At 62.3% G+C, this 19,474-nt stretch carries 13 protein-coding genes, 3 tRNA genes and 3 rRNA genes; 12 read left to right on the top strand and 7 right to left on the bottom strand.

Annotated elements, in window-relative coordinates; all coding sequences use genetic code 11:
• Positions 1-239: 239 nt before the first annotated feature.
• The 6 genes from BMW90_RS13100 to BMW90_RS13125 form a co-directional block, all read right to left on the bottom strand.
• Positions 240-1,235 carry a BMP family lipoprotein gene (locus BMW90_RS13100; RefSeq protein ID WP_074837009.1) on the bottom strand — a complete coding sequence of 332 codons (996 nt, stop codon included), beginning with the start codon at positions 1,233-1,235 and terminating at the stop codon, positions 240-242.
• 145 nt (positions 1,236-1,380) lie between these two features.
• A complete protein-coding gene (locus BMW90_RS13105; RefSeq protein ID WP_074837010.1) occupies positions 1,381-1,794 on the bottom strand; it encodes a GNAT family N-acetyltransferase in 414 nt (137 codons plus the stop codon).
• Positions 1,784-2,410 (bottom strand): tRNA (adenosine(37)-N6)-threonylcarbamoyltransferase complex dimerization subunit type 1 TsaB, encoded by a 627-nt coding sequence (tsaB, locus tag BMW90_RS13110; RefSeq protein ID WP_074837011.1) that lies wholly within the window; start codon positions 2,408-2,410, stop codon positions 1,784-1,786. Before tsaB ends, BMW90_RS13105 begins: the two co-directional genes overlap by 11 nt.
• An 18-nt stretch (positions 2,411-2,428) precedes the next feature.
• Positions 2,429-2,992 (bottom strand): NifU family protein, encoded by a 564-nt coding sequence (locus BMW90_RS13115; protein ID WP_048529526.1) that lies wholly within the window; start codon positions 2,990-2,992, stop codon positions 2,429-2,431.
• A gap of 189 nt (positions 2,993-3,181) precedes the next feature.
• Positions 3,182-3,637, bottom strand: a complete 456-nt coding sequence (locus BMW90_RS13120) for a universal stress protein (protein WP_048529528.1) — start codon at positions 3,635-3,637, stop codon at positions 3,182-3,184.
• Positions 3,638-3,690: 53 nt separating this feature from the next.
• Entirely contained in the window at positions 3,691-4,554 is an 864-nt protein-coding gene (locus tag BMW90_RS13125) for a branched-chain amino acid aminotransferase (protein WP_074837012.1), read from the bottom strand.
• Between the two features lie 187 nt (positions 4,555-4,741).
• Between BMW90_RS13125 and BMW90_RS13130 the strand changes: the two genes are divergently transcribed.
• Positions 4,742-5,929 carry a calcium-binding protein gene (locus BMW90_RS13130; RefSeq protein WP_074837013.1) on the top strand — a complete coding sequence of 396 codons (1,188 nt, stop codon included), beginning with the start codon at positions 4,742-4,744 and terminating at the stop codon, positions 5,927-5,929.
• A gap of 61 nt (positions 5,930-5,990) precedes the next feature.
• Here BMW90_RS13130 and clpB read toward each other — a convergent pair whose 3' ends face one another.
• The gene (gene clpB, locus BMW90_RS13135) at positions 5,991-8,609 is read right to left on the bottom strand and encodes an ATP-dependent chaperone ClpB (RefSeq protein WP_074837014.1); all 2,619 of its coding nucleotides are present in this window, start codon (positions 8,607-8,609) and stop codon (positions 5,991-5,993) included.
• Between the two features lie 296 nt (positions 8,610-8,905).
• On the opposite strand from clpB, the gene BMW90_RS13140 reads away from it, so the two are divergent.
• The 11 genes from BMW90_RS13140 to BMW90_RS13190 all read left to right on the top strand — a co-directional run bounded on the left by BMW90_RS13140 (position 8,906) and on the right by BMW90_RS13190 (position 19,434).
• On the top strand, positions 8,906-9,217 hold the full coding sequence (locus tag BMW90_RS13140) for a hypothetical protein (RefSeq protein ID WP_074837015.1): 312 nt from the start codon (positions 8,906-8,908) through the stop codon (positions 9,215-9,217).
• 172 nt (positions 9,218-9,389) lie between these two features.
• Positions 9,390-10,094, top strand: a complete 705-nt coding sequence (gene pyrF / locus BMW90_RS13145) for an orotidine-5'-phosphate decarboxylase (protein ID WP_074837016.1) — start codon at positions 9,390-9,392, stop codon at positions 10,092-10,094.
• A 148-nt stretch (positions 10,095-10,242) separates the two neighbouring features.
• Complete coding sequence (msrP, locus tag BMW90_RS13150; protein ID WP_074837017.1) at positions 10,243-11,148, top strand: protein-methionine-sulfoxide reductase catalytic subunit MsrP; 906 nt, start codon at positions 10,243-10,245, stop codon at positions 11,146-11,148.
• Complete coding sequence (msrQ, locus tag BMW90_RS13155; protein WP_074837018.1) at positions 11,148-11,765, top strand: protein-methionine-sulfoxide reductase heme-binding subunit MsrQ; 618 nt, start codon at positions 11,148-11,150, stop codon at positions 11,763-11,765. The genes msrP and msrQ overlap by 1 nt, the downstream gene beginning before the upstream one ends.
• A gap of 29 nt (positions 11,766-11,794) precedes the next feature.
• Positions 11,795-12,238, top strand: coding sequence for a DUF302 domain-containing protein (locus tag BMW90_RS13160; protein WP_048529542.1), 444 nt, complete (start codon positions 11,795-11,797; stop codon positions 12,236-12,238).
• 815 nt (positions 12,239-13,053) lie between these two features.
• Positions 13,054-14,517: ribosomal RNA gene (locus BMW90_RS13165) — 16S ribosomal RNA — on the top strand.
• Between the two features lie 206 nt (positions 14,518-14,723).
• Positions 14,724-14,800, top strand: a tRNA-Ile gene (locus BMW90_RS13170).
• Between the two features lie 176 nt (positions 14,801-14,976).
• Positions 14,977-15,052 (top strand) — tRNA-Ala (locus BMW90_RS13175).
• A 477-nt stretch (positions 15,053-15,529) separates the two neighbouring features.
• Positions 15,530-18,957, top strand: a 23S ribosomal RNA gene (locus tag BMW90_RS13180).
• Positions 18,958-19,121: 164 nt separating this feature from the next.
• Positions 19,122-19,236, top strand: a 5S ribosomal RNA gene (gene rrf / locus BMW90_RS13185).
• Together the 16S, 23S and 5S rRNA genes with 3 tRNA genes alongside form the textbook arrangement of a ribosomal RNA operon.
• 121 nt (positions 19,237-19,357) lie before the next feature.
• A tRNA-Met gene (locus BMW90_RS13190) sits at positions 19,358-19,434 on the top strand.
• The last annotated feature ends 40 nt before the right edge of the window (positions 19,435-19,474 follow it).

Consider the following 19,474-nt stretch of genomic DNA (forward strand, 5'->3'; position numbering starts at 1 on the left):
AAGCTGGACGGATTTGCAAAGAGGCAAATGCCCCGTGCCGTGGCGGCAGGGCGGGGCCTGGTGCGACTTGTGCGTTTTGTCAGTCCGGGGCCGGGCGTCGGGCGGTCGGCGGCGCAGAGAGCGGCGAAAAATCCCGGCGCGCGAATGTCCGCCGGCTTGGTCCCGGGTCTCGGGCCTCGGGAGATGCAAAGAAGCCGCGCCATTGCGGGCGCGGCTTCGGTTTCAGTCTCGCGCGGGGATCAGAAGTTCAGATCCGGGCAGCTGTCGTCCGAGGTGTAATCATGCACCGTCAGCTCGCCGCTGGCGATCTTGCCCTTGGCTTCATCGACGGCGGTCTTCATCGCCTCGCCGACCAGCGCTTCGTTGTGCTCATCCAGCGCGTAGTCGATGCCGCCATTGCCGACGCCCATCACGTTGATGCCGGTTTCCAGCGCCTCGCCCTGGGTCATCGCGTCATAGACCGCGTTGTCGACCCGTTTCAGCATCGAGGTCAGGACCTTGCCGGGGTGCATGTAGTTCTGGTTGCTGTCGACGCCGACCGAGAGGATGCCCTCGTCGGCCGCGGTTTGCAGCACACCGACGCCGGTGCCACCGGCGGCGGCATAGATCACGTCGGCGCCCTGGGAGATCTGCGCTTTGGTCAGCTCCGAACCCTTCACCGGGTCGTTCCAGGCCGCCGGCGTGGTGCCGGTCATGTTCGACAGCACGGTGATGTCACCGTTGACCGCCTTGGCGCCCTGGGCATAGCCGCAGGCGAACTTGCGGATCAGCGGAATGTCCATGCCGCCGATAAAGCCGACGGTGCCACTGTCAGAGGCCATCGCCGCCATCATGCCGACGAGGTAAGACCCCTCGTGCTCGTTGAACACCACCGAGCGCACGTTGGGCTCGTCCACCACCATGTCGATGATGGCGAATTTGGTCTCGGGGTAATCGGGGGCCACTTCCGAAAGCACGTTGCCAAAGGCAAAGCCGGTCATGACGATCGGGTTGTTGCCGTTTTCGGCAAAGCGGCGCAGCGCCTGTTCGCGCTGGGCCTCGGATTGCAGCTCGATCTCGCGGAAGCTTTTGCCGGTTTCTTCGGCCCAGCGCTGCGCGCCGGCAAAGGCGGCTTCGTTGAAGCTCTTGTCGAATTTGCCGCCGAGGTCAAAAATCAGCGCGGGTTCGGCCAGCGCCGCCCCGGCAGACAGCGCCATCGCGGCCGTGGTGGCAAGTACTTTATGCATGAATGTCATATGGTTGCTCCCGTTGGTATGCCTCGGGGTAGCCCCCCGGGCAAAGGTCTCTTGCCCGGGCTGCCCCGGATCATGGCCAATTAAGGCCGGGTTGCCGGCAAAGGGTCAACCGATTCTTGTGCAGTTCCGCTGCGGAAACCGGGGGTTAGCCCAGCGCGCGGCGCAAGATCAGCGCATCGACGGCGGCGCCGTCGCGACGCGGGTAATAGCCCCTGCGCCGGCCTGCCATCGCAAAGCCCGCGCCGGCATAAAGCGCGCGGGCGGCGGCATTGTCCTCGGCCACTTCCAGAAACAGCGTCTCGGCGCCGCGCCCGGCCAGTCCGCCGAAGAGCGCGCCAAGCAGCCCGCGCGCGACGCCCTGGCGGCGCCGGGCGGGATCGGTCGCGATGGTGAGAAGCTCGGCCTCGTCAAGTGTCACCCGCGCCAGGGCAAATCCTTCGGGGCGGGCCACCAGAAGACAGGCGGGATCGGCCAGAAAGCTGTCGAATTCAGCGGCGCTCCAGCCGCGGGCGGGGGCAAAGGCGGCGGAGTGCAGCGCCGCCAGAGCCTCAGGCCTCATCGAGGATCACCGGTGGCAGATCGCGCGCCGGTGCGGCATCGGCCGGGCGAATGTAGAGCGGCGCCGGCGGGCGGGTCTCGGTCGCAAAGCGCTGCGCGGCAATCCGGGCGATGGCCTCGGCTATCGGCACCGGCTGGGGCAGGGTCCGGGCGCTCAGCAGCGCGGCCCCGGGGCCGGTGATCGCGGTTTCCGGGGCAAAATCCGCCAGCGCCACCAGACCCGGAGCGCCGTCGGGAAACCGCTGCACATAGGCGCGCTCGCGCCGCGCGTCGACCACCGCCGTCACCGGCTCGGGCAGGCCGAAGGCCGCCGCCTCCAAAGCCGAGACGCCCACCGCCGGAAGGCCCAGCGACAGCGCCAGCCCGCGGGCGGCGGCGACCGAGATGCGGATGCCGGTGAAATTGCCGGGGCCGGTGCCGACGCCAAGCGCCGTCAGGCCGCGCCAGGTGACGCCGCCTTCGGCCAGCAGTTCCTCGAGCAGCGGAAACAGCCGTTCTGCCTGGCCGCGGCCCATGTCTTCGGCGCGTTGCGCGACAACCCGGTCGCCGCACAGCAAAGCGGCCGCGCAATGCGCGGCCGATGTGTCAAATCCCAGAACCAGCGGTTCAGACATCAGGACTATCCGCGCCGCCGCTCAGACAGCGACGGGGCGCACCTCGGTGACCTCGGGGATATAGTGGCGCAGCAGGTTCTCGATGCCCATCTTCAGCGTCAGCGTCGACGAGGGGCAGCCGGCACAGGCGCCCTGCATGTGCAGATACACGACGCCGCGCTCGAAGCCGTGGAAGGTGATGTCGCCACCATCCTGTGCCACCGCCGGGCGCACCCGGCTGTCGAGCAGTTCCTTGATCTGACTGACGATTTCGCCATCTTCGCCGGAATGCTCGGCATGGCCCGAGGGGCCTGCGGCATCGCCCGCCATGACCGGCGCGCCGGATTGGAAATGCTCCATGATCGCGCCGAGAAGCGACGGCTTGAGGTGATCCCAGTCCATTGCCTCGGCTTTGGTGACGGTCACGAAATCATGGCCGAAAAACACGCCCTCGACGCCATTGACCGCAAACAGCCGCTCCGCCAGCGGCGAGGCCGAGGCGCCCTCGGCCGAGGGGAAATCCGCGGTGCCCATTTCCAGCACGGTCTGGCCGGGCAGGAATTTCAGGGTCGCGGGGTTCGGTGTGGATTCGGTCTGGATGAACATGGGTCAGGGTCCTTATCGCTTGGATGAGATATGTCCATCCGCCGGCGCATTGTCAATGTTTGGAATGGTTCTAAACGGCGGTGCCCGGCGCATCCTTGCGGGTGCCGGCCCGCGGTGTATCGACAAGGTGAAGCGCCGAGTCCGCCTCGGGAGCCGCCCGCGGGCCGCGATGAGGGCCAGCGCTGGCGGTCAGGTGATCGCTTCCAACCGCTCCTTGGAAAGATCCCCCGGCACGATCGTGACCGGGATCGGCAGCAGGCCGGAGTTGCGGGTGAGCTGGGTGACCAGCGGGCCGGGGCCCTGCTTGTCGGTGCCGGCGCCCAGCACCAGCACGCCGATTTCGGGGTCCTCGCTGACCTGGGCGATGATCTGATCCACCGGCTCGCCTTCGCGGATCACCAGCTTGGGGTCGACGTTCTGCCGGTCGCGCATCCATTTGGCGAAGACCTCGAAATGCGCATGAATGCGCTCGCGCGCCTCTTCGCGCATCACTTCGCCGACGCCGATCCAGTGGTTGAACTCGTCCGGCGGGATCACCGAGAGAATCTCGACCCCCCCACCGGTATGGTTGGCCCGCATCGCGGCGAACCGCATCGCGTTCAGGCATTCTCGGCTGTCATCCAGCACGACGAGGAATTTGCGCATCTGTCCACTCCTTGCGACGGATCATGCCCGCCTTCGTCCTTACGGACAATTGGTTATTGCTGCGAGGCCGCCCAGTCCCAGTACAGCGCGCGGGCGCGGCGGGTCAGGGGGCCTGTTTGATAAACGGTGCCGTCGAACCCGGTGACCGGGGTGACCTTCATCATGTTGCCCGACAGAAACACCTCGTCGGCGGCATGGAAATCGGCAAAGCTCAGCACCTTTTCCACCACTTCGACGCCATCGGCGCGCAGGTTCTCGATATGCCGTGCGCGGGTGATCCCGGCGAGGAAGGTGCCGTTGGCCACCGGCGTGAAGACCACGCCGTCGCGCACCATGAAGACATTGGCTGTCGCGGTCTCGGCCACATTGCCCAGCGCATCGGCCACCAGCGCATTGCCAAAGCCCTTGGCGCGGGCCTCGGCCAGCATGCGGGCATTGTTGGGGTAGAGACAGCCGGCCTTGGCATTGACCACGGCATCGGCCAGCACCGGGCGGTGAAACTGGGTCCGGGTCAGCGTCGTGCTGGCCTCTTCGGACGCCATCGGGATGGCCTCGAGGGAAATGGCGAAGCCGGTGGCGCCAAGCTTGGGCACGACACCGAGGAAATCCCCCTCGAGCGCCCAATACATCGGCCGGATATAGACCGCGGTGCCGGGGGCATAGGCCGCGAGACCTTCCTGGACGATCGCCACCATGTCTTCGGTGCTGACGGTGGGGGTGATCATCAGCGCCTCGGCCGAGCGGTTGACCCGGGCGCAATGGCGATCGAGATCGGGGGTCAGGCCGTTCACCATGCGCGCGCCGTCGAACACGGTCGAGCCCAGCCAACTGCCGTGATCGGCCGCCTTCATCACGGCGACATCGCCGTCATGCCACTGGCCGTCGAAATAGGTGCGGATCTCTGTGCCGGTCGCCATATGCGTCCTCCTTCGCGCGGACACTAGGCGGGCCGGCGGGCAAGGTCCAGAGGTTGCGCCGGGCCCCGGCGCCAAGGCCCCGGGGCCATCGGAAAACCCGTTTTGCCCGAGAACCGCCCTCAAGAGGACACAATTACCGAGAAAAACCGGATTTGTTTCCAATTCGAGCGGTACAAGGAGACCCGCGTTGCCCGACGTCCTGTCCTTTGGCAAGAGCCTGACACTTTTCGCGACCTCGCCGATCACCGGCACGGCGCTTGGCGATTATCTGCGCGGCACGGGTGCGGCCGATACGATCCTTGGCGGGGGCGGCAGCGATACCCTGCGCGGCGGATATGGCGATGACCTGCTCTCGGGGGGCGCCGAGGCGGATTACCTGCATGGCAACCGGGGCGCGGACACGCTTGAGGGCGGCGCGGGCGACGATCACCTCAGCGGCGGCGGCGACGATGACATGCTGTCCGGCGGCCTGGGCGCCGATGCCCTGCGCGGCGGCAGCGGCAGCGATCTGCTCTACGGCGGTGCGGGGGCCGACACGCTCAATGGCGGCAGCGGCAGCGACACGCTGGATGGCGGCGCCGGAGATGACAGGTTCTACGGCGGCACCGGCGCGGATGTGATCCTTGGCGGCGCGGGGCATGACACGGCCTACGGCGGCACGGGCAACGACACGATCGCCGGCGGCGACGGCAATGACAGGGCCTATGGCGGCAGCGGCGCGGACCTGATCGGCGGCGATGCGGGCGATGACACGATCTACGCCGGCGGCGGCAATGACACGGTGCTGGGCGGCGCGGGCCACGACCGGATTTCGGCCAATGGCGGCCATGACAGCGTTGACGGCGGCGCCGGATACGACAGGCTGGCCGGCGGTGCCGGGCATGACACACTGGTCGGCGGCGCGGGCAATGACCGCCTCTCGGGCGGCAGCGGCCACGATTTCCTGACCGGCGATGAGGGCCGCGATGCTCTCTTTGGGGGCAGTGGCGACGATGTTCTGTTCGGCGGCGCGGCGCAGGACACCCTGACCGGTAGCAGCGGGCATGACCGGCTTGACGGTGGCGGTGACAGCGATCTGCTGCGCGGCGGGTCGGGCGCGGATACGCTGACCGGCGGGGCCGGCGACGACCTTCTGATCGGCGGCCAAGGGGATGATGTCTTTGTCTTTCTTCCGGGGTTCGGCGCGGATACGGTCGCGGGCCACGGCACTGGCGACGACCTGATCGACATGACCGCGGTCGGGGTGAGCGACCTTTCCGACCTGGCGTTTGCCGAGACCGAAGCCGGGCTGGTGATCACCGCGCCCGAGGGCGACAGCCTGCTGATTGACGGCGCCACGCTGGCGAATTTCGACAGCGACACCATCCTGATCTGATACGCATAGGCGCGCCGGGTTTCCCCGGCGCGCCTATGTGTTTCTCTCAGGTGTCTTTCGCTCAGTGAACGACGGCATCATCCGGCCGTGGCCGGTTGGTCGCCGCCACCCGATCGCCGATGATCAACCCCTCGGACCCGGCGCTCACCGGCACCAGATCGCCATCGGCCACGTCACCGGCCAGCAGCATTTCGGCCAGCGGATCCTGCAAGGCGCGCTGGATCACCCGCTTGAGCGGACGCGCCCCGAACACCGGATCATAGCCTTCGTCCGCCAGCCATTTGCGCGCCGTCTCGTCCAGCTCGAGCGCGATTTTGCGCGTGGCCAGCCGCTTGAGCAGCCGGGCAAGCTGAATGTCGACGATGCCCGACATGTCCTCGCGCTTGAGCCGGTCGAAGATGATCGTCTCGTCCAGGCGGTTGAGGAACTCGGGCCGGAAATGCGCCCGCACCGCATCCATCACGTCGCGTCGGGCCTGCGCCGAATCCGCGCCTTCCGGCAGTTGCGACAGCGCCTGACTGCCGAGGTTCGAGGTCAGCACGATCAGCGTCTGCTTGAAATCGACCGTGCGGCCCTGACCATCGGTCAGCACGCCGTCATCGAGCACTTGCAACAGCACGTTGAAGACATCCGGGTGCGCCTTTTCCACCTCGTCGAAGAGCACGACCTGATAGGGCCGGCGCCGCACCGCTTCGGTCAGCACCCCGCCTTCGTCGTAGCCGACATAACCCGGCGGCGCGCCGATCAGGCGGGCAACGGCATGTTTCTCCATGAACTCGGACATGTCGATACGCACCATCGCATTGTCGTCGTCGAACAGGAAATCGGCCACCGCCTTGGTCAGTTCGGTCTTGCCCACACCGGTCGGCCCGAGAAAGAGGAAGGAGCCAAGCGGCCGGTTCTCGTCGTTGAGCCCGGCGCGCGCGCGGCGTACGGCATTGGAGACCGCTTTGACCGCCTGATTCTGACCGACGACACGGCGGTGCAGGTCTTCCTCCATCCGCAGAAGCTTCTCGCGCTCGCCCTCGAGCATCTTGCCGGCCGGGATGCCGGTCCAGCGTTCGACAACCGAGGCGATCTGATCGGGGCGCACGGCCTCTTCGACCATGACGCCGTCCTGCTCCTGCTCTTCGGCTTCTGAGAGCTGCTTTTCGAGCTGCGGAATGACGCCGTAGGACAGTTCGCCGGCTTTGGCCAGATCGCCATTGCGCTTGGCAATGTCGAGCTCGGCGCGGGCGCGGTCGAGCTGTTCCTTCAGGTCGCGGGCCGAGGCCAGCTTGTCACGTTCGGCCTGCCATTTGGCGGTCAGCTGCGCCGACCGGTCCTGCAAGTCGCCCAGCTCCTTTTCCAGCTTTTCCAGCCGGTCCCGGGAGGCCTGGTCATCCTCGCGCCGCAAAGCTTCGACCTCGATCTGCTTTTGCAGGATGTCACGGTCGAGCGCGTCGAGCTCTTCCGGCTTCGAATCCACCGCCATGCGCAACCGGCTGGCGGCCTCGTCCATCAGGTCGATTGCCTTGTCGGGCAGGAAACGGTCGGTGATGTAGCGGTGCGACAGGGTCGCGGCCGCGACCAGGGCGCTGTCGGAGATCCGCACGCCGTGGTGCAGCTCGTATTTCTCCTTGATGCCGCGCAGGATCGAGATCGTGTCCTCTTCGGTCGGCTCGGCCACCATCAGCGGCTGGAACCGCCGCGCCAGAGCCGCGTCCTTTTCCACGTGCTTGCGGTATTCATCCAGCGTTGTCGCGCCCACACAGTGCAGCTCGCCGCGCGCCAGCGCCGGTTTCAGCAGGTTCGAGGCATCCATTGCGCCATCGGCCTTGCCGGCGCCGACCAGGGTGTGCATCTCGTCGATGAAGAGGATGATCTCGCCGGCGGCCGCCGTCACCTCGGCCAGCACCGCCTTCAGACGTTCCTCGAACTCGCCGCGGTATTTCGCGCCGGCGATCAGCGCGCCCATGTCGAGCGATAGCAGGCGCTTGTCCTTCAGGCTCTCGGGCACGTCGCCATTGACAATGCGCAGGGCGAGGCCCTCGGCAATCGCCGTTTTACCGACGCCGGGTTCCCCGATCAGCACCGGGTTGTTCTTGGTGCGGCGCGACAGCACCTGCATGGCGCGGCGGATTTCCTCGTCGCGGCCGATGATCGGGTCGATCTTGCCTTCGCGGGCCCGTTCGGTGAGGTCGAGGCTGTATTTCTTCAGCGCCTCATATCCGTCTTCGGCGCTTGCCGTATCGGCGGTGCGACCCTTGCGGATGTCGTTGATCGCGCTGTTCAGCGCCTGGGCATTGACCGCCCCGGCCTCCAGCGCCTTTTTCGCTTCGGAGCGGACCAGCGCCAGCGCCATCAGGATGCGTTCGACCGGCACGAAACTGTCGCCGGCCTTCTTGGCGACCTTCTCGGCCTCGTCCAGCACCTTGCCGGTGCCGCTGTCCATGTAGATCTGGCCGGCGTCGCCGGTCACCTGGGGGATCTTGCTCAGCGCCAGATCATTGGCCTGCACCACCCGTTCCGGCGCGCCGCCGGCACGTTTGATCAGGTTGGCGGCCAGGCCTTCCTCATCATCTAGCAGGGCTTTGAGAATGTGTTCCGGGGCGAGCCGCTGGTGGCTTTCCCGCATTGCGATGGTCTGCGCGGCCTGAATGAACCCGCGCGACCGCTCCGTGAACTTCGACAAGTCCATGGCTGTCTCCTTCATGTCAAGCGCCCGGTAATGTGGATGCCCGGCTTGGCGGCACATCCCCTTGTGGGCCTTATGACAGAAAAATGGGCACGGCGCCCGGCATTTCAAGCCTGCGGGTGCAGGCTTTGCCAGCCCGCACCGATGGGTCCGCCGGGGCCTCTGCGGCGCCGCGCCCGACAGCCCCGGAGCCAGGCGCGGGGCAGGGCGCGCCGGGGGTGGGCGGGAACAAACCCCGGACCTGCCGGGTTTTCTTGCCAGGGGTCACGCCCCGCGAGCAGACAGATGGAGGCAGGAGCATGCCGTTCAAGACCCGTATCACCGACGCCCGCCACAATGCCGAAACCGGTTGTTTCGAGGCGCATGTCACCCTGATGGAGGGCACCGAGAGCTTCACCTATTCGGTTGAATGCCCCGCCCCCATCGACAGTGACACCGACGAGGTGCAGGCGGCATTGGTGGCCCGCGCCCGGCGCCGGCACCGCCCGGCAGAATGCCGGCTGGTCCGTCGCCGTGTGGCCACGCCCCTGCCGGACCGGCAGGAGGATATCTCCCGCCGCATCCTCGACGCCCGGCCCAATTACCTCGAGCAGATCCTCACGCGGCACTGAGCTACATCTGTAGAACCACGCGCCCGCGCGCGTGCGTATGCCGATGGCGTGCAGGTCCGTGACCTCGGTAGCGCGGTAGAACCACGCGCCCGCGCGCGTGCGTATGCGCGAGGCTTGACCTCCTGCGGCCACTCGGCCAACAAGGCGCGACCCTGCCCAACGGAGCTGCGCCATGACCCTTCCCCCCTCTGATGACCGCCTGATCGTTGCCCTCGACGTGCCGAATGCCGTGGCCGGGCTGGCACTGGCCGAAAAGCTGGGGGACAGCGTTTCGTTCTACAAGATCGGGCTGGGCATGCTCACCGGCGGCGGCATGGCGCTGGCCAACGAGCTGAAGGCGGAACAGGGCAAGCGCATCTTTCTCGATATGAAGCTGTTCGACATCGGCGCCACGGTCGAGGCCGCGGTGCGCGGGCTGGCGCAGTTCGATCTCGATTTCCTGACCGTGCACGGCGATCCGCATGTGGTGCGCGCCGCCAAGGAGGGTGCCGCCGGCAAGGAACTGAAAATTCTCGCGGTGACGATCCTCACTTCGCTTGATCGCGACGATCTCGATGACGGGCTAATTGCGCCGGGCGACATTCATGACATCGTCGCCACCCGCGCCGCCCGCGCGCTGGAGGCGGGCGCCGACGGGGTGATCGCCTCGGCGCAGGAAGCCGCGATGATCCGCGGCCTGCCCGAGGCGCAGGGCCGGCTGATCGTCACCCCCGGCATCCGCCCCGCCGGTGCGGCGGCCGGCGACCAGAAGCGCATCGTCACCCCCGGTGCGGCGGTGGCCAGCGGCGCCGATCACATCGTCGTCGGCCGCCCGGTCTGGCAGGCCGGCGATCCGCGCGCCGCGGCCCAGGCCATCGTGGCCGAGCTCAATGGCTGAGCCCGGGCACCCCGGGGCGCCAAACGTTACAGAAAGGCCACGCAGAGTTGAGCAAGCGTGGTTTTGTCCAGACCCCGACGGCCGCTAGATAGAAGGCTAAGCGGGGCGCCTGCACTCGGACCCTGCGCGACAAACCAAAGGGAACGACATGGCCAATCGCTGGAAGAACACGCTGACCGAGACCGACGTCACGCCGGAAACCGTCTACCTTAATCGGCGGCAGCTCATGGGAGGGGCCGCCGGCATCGGCCTCGCCGGCCTCGCCGGCCCGGCGATGGCGCAGGAGGATGCGCTCGAGCCCAATGAATGGGACGACATCACCACCTACAACAACTTCTACGAATTCGGCACCGGCAAGGATGACCCGGCGCGCAATGCCCATGCGCTCACCACCGATCCGTGGAGCGTGAAAATCGATGGCATGGTCGACAATCCCGGCGAGTTTGCCTTCGAGGACATCATGGCCCGGATGACCGTCGAAGAGCGCATCTATCGCTTTCGCTGCGTCGAGGCCTGGTCGATGGTGGTGCCCTGGAACGGCTTCGAGCTGGCCGACCTGCTGAACCTGGCCGGGGTGCAATCGGGCGCGAAATACGTGGCCTTCGAGACGCTCTATCGCCCGGACGAGATGTGGGGCCAGAAATATCCGGTGCTGGAGTGGCCTTATGTCGAGGGGTTGCGGCTGGACGAGGCGATGCATCCGCTCACCATCATGGCCACCGGCATCTATGGTCGCGACATCCCCAATCAGAACGGCGCACCGCTGCGGCTGGTGGTGCCGTGGAAATACGGCTTCAAGTCGATCAAGTCGGTGGTGCGCATCACCCTGACCGATCAGGAGCCGCCGACAAGCTGGAACATTGCCAATGGCCGCGAATATGGGTTCTACAGCAACGTGAACCCCGAGGTGGACCATCCGCGCTGGTCCCAGGCCAGCGAACGGCGGATCGGCGGCGGGCTGTTTGCGCGCAAGATCCCGACGCTGATGTTCAACGGCTACGAAGAAGAAGTGGCCAGCCTCTATGAAGGCATGGATCTGCGAAAGTTCATCTGATGGTCGATTCCCTCAATACGGCGTTGCGCCGGGTGCCGGCGTGGCTGCTCTATATCGTGCTGCCGCTGCCGGCGTTCTGGTTCCTCTATCTCGGCCTGACCGGCGGGCTTGGCGCCGAGCCGATCAAGGCGCTCGAGCAGGAGCTTGGCGAATTTGCCCTGCAATTGCTGATCGTCGGGCTGGCGGTGACGCCGCTGCGGCGGTTCGCCGGGCTCAACCTGATCCGGTTTCGTCGCGCCATCGGCCTCATGGCCTTTTTCTACGTGGCGCTGCACCTGCTGACCTGGCTGGTACTCGACGTGCAGATCCTGTCGCAGATCTGGGCCGATATCGTCAAACGCCCCTATATCACCATCGGCATGGCGGGCTTTGTCCTGTTGGTGCCTCTGGCGCTGACATCGAACAACTGGTCGGTGCGCCGCCTGGGGCCGCGCTGGCGCAAGCTGCACAAGCTGACCTATCTGGCGGTGTTGCTGGGCGGTGTGCATTACCTGATGCTGGCCAAGGGGCTGCAACTGGAACCATTGCTCTATCTCGGCGTTATCCTCGGACTGCTCGCGCTCCGGATCGAACCCGGCAAGCTGCGTCGCCGCATCGGCCGGCGCAGCGCGGCCTGACCGGCGCCATAGACATATTGGAGAGACCCATGTTGCGTTCCCTCATCCTCGCCTTGCCCTTTCTGGCCGCCACCGGCGCCGGCGCCGAGACCGTGAAGGTCGCCACCGGCAAATCCGTGGCCGAAGCCGCCGAGGCGCTGGCCCAGGCGATCGAAGCGGCCGGGGCCACGCTCTTTGCCCGCGTCGATCACGGGGCAGGGGCGCAGAAGGTGGGCCAGGACATCGGCGCATCCGAATTGCTGATCTTCGGCAACCCCGAGGTCGGCACGCCGGCGATGGTCGAGGCCCGCGAAGCCGGGCTGGCCCTGCCGCTCAAGGTTCTGGTCTATGAAGACCGCCAGGGCGGCACTTGGCTGGCCTATGAGGCGCCCGCCGAACGGCTCGCCGATCTGGCCGATGGCGCCTTGCCCTCCGAGGTGACCGATCCGATGACCGGCGCGCTCCGGAAGCTGACGGCCAAGGCGGCGGAATAACCTGCGGGGTCCGGCGGGCGCGATTCCAGGGCGCGCGTCGGTCACATCCGGAGATTCGACTCGGCAACGGCTCCTTTCGGGGCCGTTTTTGATTCCGAAGGGGGTGACTCGGCCGAGTCACGGGGCTGAATCGGGGGCTATAGGGCCCGGAACTGTGGGTAAGCCTGTGGATAGGCCGTTCGAGTCGGAATCGCCGCCTCCGAGAGGCCTTCCGGCAGGCGGCAAAATCCGCGCCCAAGCAAGAAAGCGCAGAAAAAATGACATCGTAACCTTATGATTTTGTGTCATTTTTTGTATTTGTGTTAGAAAGTTTTGGATTTGAGTGAAAAAGCGCTTGCGGGTTTGTGTGGGTATACGTAAAAGCCCCCTCACCGGCGGCGCTGAGGCGCACAACGGGACGCCAGACGGGGCGGCGGCGACGAGGCAACGAGACGCTGACGCAGACGAGGCGGAAGATTTTGAGGGAATGACGGGCGGGCGCGCCAAGAAGTTAGGGCGCATCCGGTTGGTTTTTGTCTCTACGCTGTTTGAAATTGATGGTATCTGAAGAGATATGTGGGCGGTTTGGTTCGTTTCGACGAACGACGTCTGTATATCAACGCTGGTAGGGTTTCGACCCGATGATCCAGTGTCAGCTTCACTGTTTGAGCGGCTTTCGGTTTCTTTAGGAAACCAGAAGCACAATCAAACAGATGACTTTCAATACGTGTCCAATCCTTAGCCGGGTGGACATAGGGTTCTGCCCCCAAAGCGGACCTGAAGTATTGAAGATGTGCAGAGGTTCGAACGTCAAGGATACGCTGGTGACAGCGTTTCAACTTGAGAGTTTGATCCTGGCTCAGAACGAACGCTGGCGGCAGGCCTAACACATGCAAGTCGAGCGAGCTCTTCGGAGCTAGCGGCGGACGGGTTAGTAACGCGTGGGAACGTGCCCTTCACTGCGGAATAGCCACTGGAAACGGTGAGTAATACCGCATACGCCCTTCGGGGGAAAGATTTATCGGTGAAGGATCGGCCCGCGTTAGATTAGATAGTTGGTGGGGTAACGGCCTACCAAGTCTACGATCTATAGCTGGTTTTAGAGGATGATCAGCAACACTGGGACTGAGACACGGCCCAGACTCCTACGGGAGGCAGCAGTGGGGAATCTTGGACAATGGGCGCAAGCCTGATCCAGCCATGCCGCGTGAGTGATGAAGGCCTTAGGGTCGTAAAGCTCTTTCGCCAGAGATGATAATGACAGTATCTGGTAAAGAAACCCCGGCTAACTCCGTGCCAGCAGCCGCGGTAATACGGAGGGGGTTAGCGTTGTTCGGAATTACTGGGCGTAAAGCGCACGTAGGCGGATCAGAAAGTTGGGGGTGAAATCCCGGGGCTCAACCCCGGAACTGCCTCCAAAACTCCTGGTCTTGAGTTCGAGAGAGGTGAGTGGAATTCCGAGTGTAGAGGTGAAATTCGTAGATATTCGGAGGAACACCAGTGGCGAAGGCGGCTCACTGGCTCGATACTGACGCTGAGGTGCGAAAGTGTGGGGAGCAAACAGGATTAGATACCCTGGTAGTCCACACCGTAAACGATGAATGCCAGTCGTCGGGTAGCATGCTATTCGGTGACACACCTAACGGATTAAGCATTCCGCCTGGGGAGTACGGTCGCAAGATTAAAACTCAAAGGAATTGACGGGGGCCCGCACAAGCGGTGGAGCATGTGGTTTAATTCGAAGCAACGCGCAGAACCTTACCAACCCTTGACATCCTCAGCTACATCGAGAGATCGATGGTTCCCTTCGGGGACTGAGTGACAGGTGCTGCATGGCTGTCGTCAGCTCGTGTCGTGAGATGTTCGGTTAAGTCCGGCAACGAGCGCAACCCACATCCCTAGTTGCCAGCAGTTCGGCTGGGCACTCTATGGAAACTGCCCGTGATAAGCGGGAGGAAGGTGTGGATGACGTCAAGTCCTCATGGCCCTTACGGGTTGGGCTACACACGTGCTACAATGGCAGTGACAATGGGTTAATCCCAAAAAACTGTCTCAGTTCGGATTGTCGTCTGCAACTCGACGGCATGAAGTCGGAATCGCTAGTAATCGCGTAACAGCATGACGCGGTGAATACGTTCCCGGGCCTTGTACACACCGCCCGTCACACCATGGGAGTTGGGTTCACCCGAAGGCCGTGCGCCAACCTTTCGAGGAGGCAGCGGACCACGGTGAGCTCAGCGACTGGGGTGAAGTCGTAACAAGGTAGCCGTAGGGGAACCTGCGGCTGGATCACCTCCTTTCTAAGGATGTTTCTGGTATCAAGAGCTTGCTCCTGATCGTGAAACACTTAGCAGCTTCCAGTCCTCAAGTAGCCGCAAGGCGGTAGGACATAAGCGGAAGCAATATCAGCTCCTCAAGAGCTTGAACCCGACCGTCCTCATATCTCTTCAGACAGAACAAGCGGGCCGCCGGCCCGTCGATATTTGCCAGCAGGCAATATCAACTTGGGTCGGTAGCTCAGGTGGTTAGAGCGCACGCCTGATAAGCGTGAGGTCGGAGGTTCAAGTCCTCCTCGACCCACCAACGTCATCTTCGCCGGAGGCGAAAATGACGGTCGCGGCAGTGCTTGGCATGGCCAAGCACCTGCGACACGGCTGAACCACAAGCGGATCGCAGGGTCTTTCCCCTCTCGGTGATTTCCTTCGGAATCACCTGTCGGGTTTACGGCCCCTTTGATGATCCGCAGGCGGATCATCAAAGGGGCCTTAGCTCAGCTGGGAGAGCGCCTGATTTGCATTCAGGAGGTCAGGAGTTCGATCCTCCTAGGCTCCACCAACGTCACATCGCGACGCGAGGTGACGGCGAGCGAAAGCACGTGGCGCAGCCAGGTGCGTGCGAGATGACATTGTTCTGACCCGGTCGATTAGATCGTTAAGCACTGTCTGAGTGTTTAACCGTCCAATCGGACGTTGGCTTTCTTCGGAAAGCCTTTGACATCGTTTAGAGAGATACAAATATCAACACTGTTTGGTCACCCGAGTATGGGATTGACCTCGGTTTGGTTCTGCTTCGGCAGAAGGCACATTCTGGAATGCTTCCTCACTCCAGCCTGTGTATCCCGGATCGAAAAGAACAGCGTTGTCCAAGTCAAGTACACTAACTGATGCTGATCAATGATCAGCATGGGATAGTTTGCTTTTGATCGGAAAGAGCATTTGCACATATTGCGATACGGCTGGCTGCCTGGTGTTTAACCGCGCTCAAGTAGCCGAATAGGCGGTAGCGCAAGCGAATCTGTCTCTTTCTGGATCAAATCAAGCGCGAGAAGGGCGTTTGGTGGATGCCTTGGCAGTAAGAGGCGATGAAGGACGTGATACTCTGCGATAAGTCATGGGGAGCCGAGAATAGGCTTTGATCCATGAATTTCCGAATGGGGGAACCCACCTGAATGTTCATTATAATAACTTCGGTTGTTTATAATGTGCATGACCAGGTACTTGAGACCTGAATACATAGGGTTTTAAGAGCAAACCCGGGGAACTGAAACATCTAAGTACCCGGAGGAAAGGACATCAATTGATACTCCCCTAGTAGCGGCGAGCGAACGGGGACCAGCCGAGCTGTGAGTGTGAATAGAATGGCATGGAATGGCCAACCAGAGTGGGTGACAGTCCCGTATATGAAGCATGATCAGACGTATTAAGTAGGGCGGAACACGTGAAATTCTGTCTGAAGATCGGAGGACCACCTTCGAAGGCTAAGTACTCCTTACTGACCGATAGCGAACCAGTACCGTGAGGGAAAGGTGAAAAGCACCCCGACGAGGGGAGTGAAACAGTACCTGAAACCGAACGCCTACAATCAGTCGGAGCTTGACTGGACTCTAATGACAATCTGATGCACCTCTGATCCCGGAAACCGGGAGACGAAGATGGCAGACGGAACCTTTGCAATTCTCATGCTGGTCGCAGGGCTGGCGGATATGGGATTGAACTATTGCGGCACGGAGACGGGCTGCGTCGGCCGGACCGAGACAGCGCCCCGCGTTGCGATCTCGGGCGGGCAGGTTCTTGAACGCCGGGCAGAGACGGGTGGCGAGGCTTACCTGCGCTACGATCTGGGACACCGCATCGGGCCGTTCGGCCAGGCTGTGGGGCTCAGCATCGGCGACAAGGGTGAGGCTTGGGTCGGCTTCGGCCAGACCTACAGGCAGAGCTTCGGATCGACCCCGTTCTATGCCGAGCTGCATGCGATGACCGGCCTTTACCGGGCCGGTGACGGTCTTGATCTGGGCGGGCCCATCGTGTTCCGCTCGGGCATCGAGGCCGGCTGGGAAAACCGCCGGGGATGGCGGTTCGGTCTCGGCTTCGACCATCGGTCGAACGCGGGGATTTACGACGAGAACCCCGGTGTCGAGACGGTGCACCTGCGGGTGTCCATTCCGACGCGGTAGCATCGAGATTATTATTAGTGTCCAGTCTTGTGACGGCGTACCTTTTGTATAATGGGTCATCGACTTAGTGTATCTAGCAAGCTTAAGCCGTTAGGTGTAGGCGCAGCGAAAGCGAGTCTTAATAGGGCGACTGAGTTAGATGCATTAGACCCGAAACCGAGTGATCTAGGCATGACCAGGATGAAGGTAAGGTAACACTTACTGGAGGTCCGAACCCACACCTGTTGAAAAAGGTCGGGATGAGTTGTGCCTAGGGGTGAAAGGCCAATCAAACTCGGAGATAGCTGGTTCTCTGCGAAATCTATTTAGGTAGAGCGTCATCCGAATACCCCGGGGGGTAGAGCACTGGATGGGTAATGGGGCCCCACAGGCTTACTGATCCTAACCAAACTCCGAATACCCGGGAGTACTAGATGGCAGACACACTGCGGATGCTAACGTCCGTAGTGGAGAGGGAAACAACCCTGACCTACAGCTAAGGCCCCCAATTCATGGCTAAGTGGGAAAGCAGGTGGGACGACCAAAACAACCAGGAGGTTGGCTTAGAAGCAGCCATCCTTTAAAGATAGCGTAACAGCTCACTGGTCTAAACAAGTTGTCCTGCGGCGAAGATGTAACGGGGCTCAAGCCATGAGCCGAAGCTTAGGATGCCGTAAGGCATGGTAGCAGAGCGTAGTGTGACATAGGACCTCTCCTCTTTAGCGATCTTCGGATCGCCTTGGAGGAACGGGTTCTTTCTGTGAAGCCGGCGCGTGAGCGATCCGGTGGAGAGATCACTAGCGAGAATGATGACATGAGTAGCGACAAAGAGTGTGAGAGACACTCTCGCCGAAAGTCCAAGGGTTCCTGCTTAAAGCTAATCTGAGCAGGGTAAGCCGGCCCCTAAGGCGAGGCAGAAATGCGTAGCCGATGGGAACCACGTTAATATTCGTGGGCCAGGAGGATGTGACGGATCAAGAGGGTAGTTCATTCTTATCGGATTGAATGGGCTGCTTATTGGTCCCTGGAAATAGCCCTCCATCAGACCGTACCCTAAACCGACACAGGTGGACTGGTAGAGAATACCAAGGCGCTTGAGAGAACGATGTTGAAGGAACTCGGCAAAATACCTCCGTAAGTTCGCGAGAAGGAGGCCCGGTTCCTAGGCAACTAGGGGCTGGGGGCACAAACCAGGGGGTGGCGACTGTTTACTAAAAACACAGGGCTCTGCGAAGTCGCAAGACGACGTATAGGGTCTGACGCCTGCCCGGTGCCTGAAGGTTAAAAGGAGAGGTGAGAGCCTTGAATTGAAGCCCAGGTAAACGGCGGCCGTAACTATAACGGTCCTAAGGTAGCGAAATTCCTTGTCGGGTAAGTTCCGACCTGCACGAATGGCGTAACGACTTCCCCGCTGTCTCCAACATCGACTCAGCGAAATTGAATTGCCTGTCAAGATGCAGGCTTCCCGCGGTTAGACGGAAAGACCCCGTGCACCTTTACTACAGCTTCGCACTGGCATCAGGACTGCAATGTGCAGGATAGGTGGTGGGCTTTGAAGCGCGAACGCCAGTTTGCGTGGAGCCTCCCTTGAGATACCACCCTTTGCATTCTTGATGTCTAACCGCGGTCCGTTATCCGGATCCGGGACCCTGCGTGGCGGGTAGTTTGACTGGGGCGGTCGCCTCCTAAAGAGTAACGGAGGCGCGCGATGGTTGGCTCAGACCGGTCGGAAATCGGTCGTTGAGTGCAATGGCAGAAGCCAGCCTGACTGCAAGTCTGACAAGACGAGCAGAGACGAAAGTCGGTCATAGTGATCCGGTGGTCCCGAGTGGAAGGGCCATCGCTCAACGGATAAAAGGTACGCCGGGGATAACAGGCTGATACTGCCCAAGAGTCCATATCGACGGCAGTGTTTGGCACCTCGATGTCGGCTCATCTCATCCTGGGGCTGGAGCAGGTCCCAAGGGTACGGCTGTTCGCCGTTTAAAGAGGTACGTGAGCTGGGTTTAGAACGTCGTGAGACAGTTCGGTCCCTATCTGCCGTGGGTGTAGGATACTTGAGAGGAGTTGCCCCTAGTACGAGAGGACCGGGGTGAACGATCCACTGGTGGACCTGTTGTTGCGCCAGCAGCAGTGCAGGGTAGCTATGATCGGACAGGATAACCGCTGAAGGCATCTAAGCGGGAAGCCCCCCTCAAAACAAGGTATCCCTGAGGACCGTGGTAGACCACCACGTCGATAGGCCGGAGATGTAAGTGCAGTAATGCATTCAGTTGACCGGTACTAATGGTCCGATAGGCTTGATTTGATCCAGTAACAGACAGATTTGTCAAACTGGTCACGATCAAAGCAAACTACACACACATATATCAGTAACTTGACTTGGAATTTGCCTCTGTCTTACGGCCTTGAACGCATAACGCGCTCAAGTAGCCGAATAGGCGGTAGCGCAAAATACCGGGGCTTTCCCGGTTTGGTGATCACAGCACGAGCAAAACACCCGGTCCCATCCCGAACCCGGCCGTTAAGTGCCGTCGCGCCAATGGTACTGCGTCTCAAGACGTGGGAGAGTAGGTCATCGCCAAACCTGATAAGCCCCGAGAATACGTATCTCTCAAAACGATGAAACACCCAGGCCTCAAACAGCCGTCAGGCGCGAGGCCGCACCGGCCTCAAGCAACCGCAAGGCAGCAGGCCAACAAAAGTGTCGCGGGGTGGAGCAGCCCGGTAGCTCGTCAGGCTCATAACCTGAAGGTCAGAGGTTCAAATCCTCTCCCCGCAACCAAATCTACACACAAAAATATACCGCCAAAACAGACCAGCCC

The organism is Marinovum algicola (genome assembly GCF_900109145.1).
GTDB classification, from domain to species: domain Bacteria; phylum Pseudomonadota; class Alphaproteobacteria; order Rhodobacterales; family Rhodobacteraceae; genus Marinovum; species Marinovum algicola.

What these genes read in the sequence shown, in the direction of transcription:
- BMW90_RS13100 (WP_074837009.1), bottom strand. Translation starts at nt 1,235, where the DNA reads ATGACATTCATGCATAAAGTACTTGCCACCACGGCCGCGATGGCGCTG.
- BMW90_RS13105 (WP_074837010.1), bottom strand. Translation starts at nt 1,794, where the DNA reads ATGAGGCCTGAGGCTCTGGCGGCGCTGCACTCCGCCGCCTTTGCCCCC.
- BMW90_RS13115 (WP_048529526.1), bottom strand. Translation starts at nt 2,992, where the DNA reads ATGTTCATCCAGACCGAATCCACACCGAACCCCGCGACCCTGAAATTC.
- BMW90_RS13120 (WP_048529528.1), bottom strand. Translation starts at nt 3,637, where the DNA reads ATGCGCAAATTCCTCGTCGTGCTGGATGACAGCCGAGAATGCCTGAAC.
- BMW90_RS13125 (WP_074837012.1), bottom strand. Translation starts at nt 4,554, where the DNA reads ATGGCGACCGGCACAGAGATCCGCACCTATTTCGACGGCCAGTGGCAT.
- clpB (WP_074837014.1), bottom strand. Translation starts at nt 8,609, where the DNA reads ATGGACTTGTCGAAGTTCACGGAGCGGTCGCGCGGGTTCATTCAGGCC.
- BMW90_RS13140 (WP_074837015.1), top strand. Translation starts at nt 8,906, where the DNA reads ATGCCGTTCAAGACCCGTATCACCGACGCCCGCCACAATGCCGAAACC.
- pyrF (WP_074837016.1), top strand. Translation starts at nt 9,390, where the DNA reads ATGACCCTTCCCCCCTCTGATGACCGCCTGATCGTTGCCCTCGACGTG.
- msrP (WP_074837017.1), top strand. Translation starts at nt 10,243, where the DNA reads ATGGCCAATCGCTGGAAGAACACGCTGACCGAGACCGACGTCACGCCG.
- msrQ (WP_074837018.1), top strand. Translation starts at nt 11,148, where the DNA reads ATGGTCGATTCCCTCAATACGGCGTTGCGCCGGGTGCCGGCGTGGCTG.
- BMW90_RS13160 (WP_048529542.1), top strand. Translation starts at nt 11,795, where the DNA reads ATGTTGCGTTCCCTCATCCTCGCCTTGCCCTTTCTGGCCGCCACCGGC.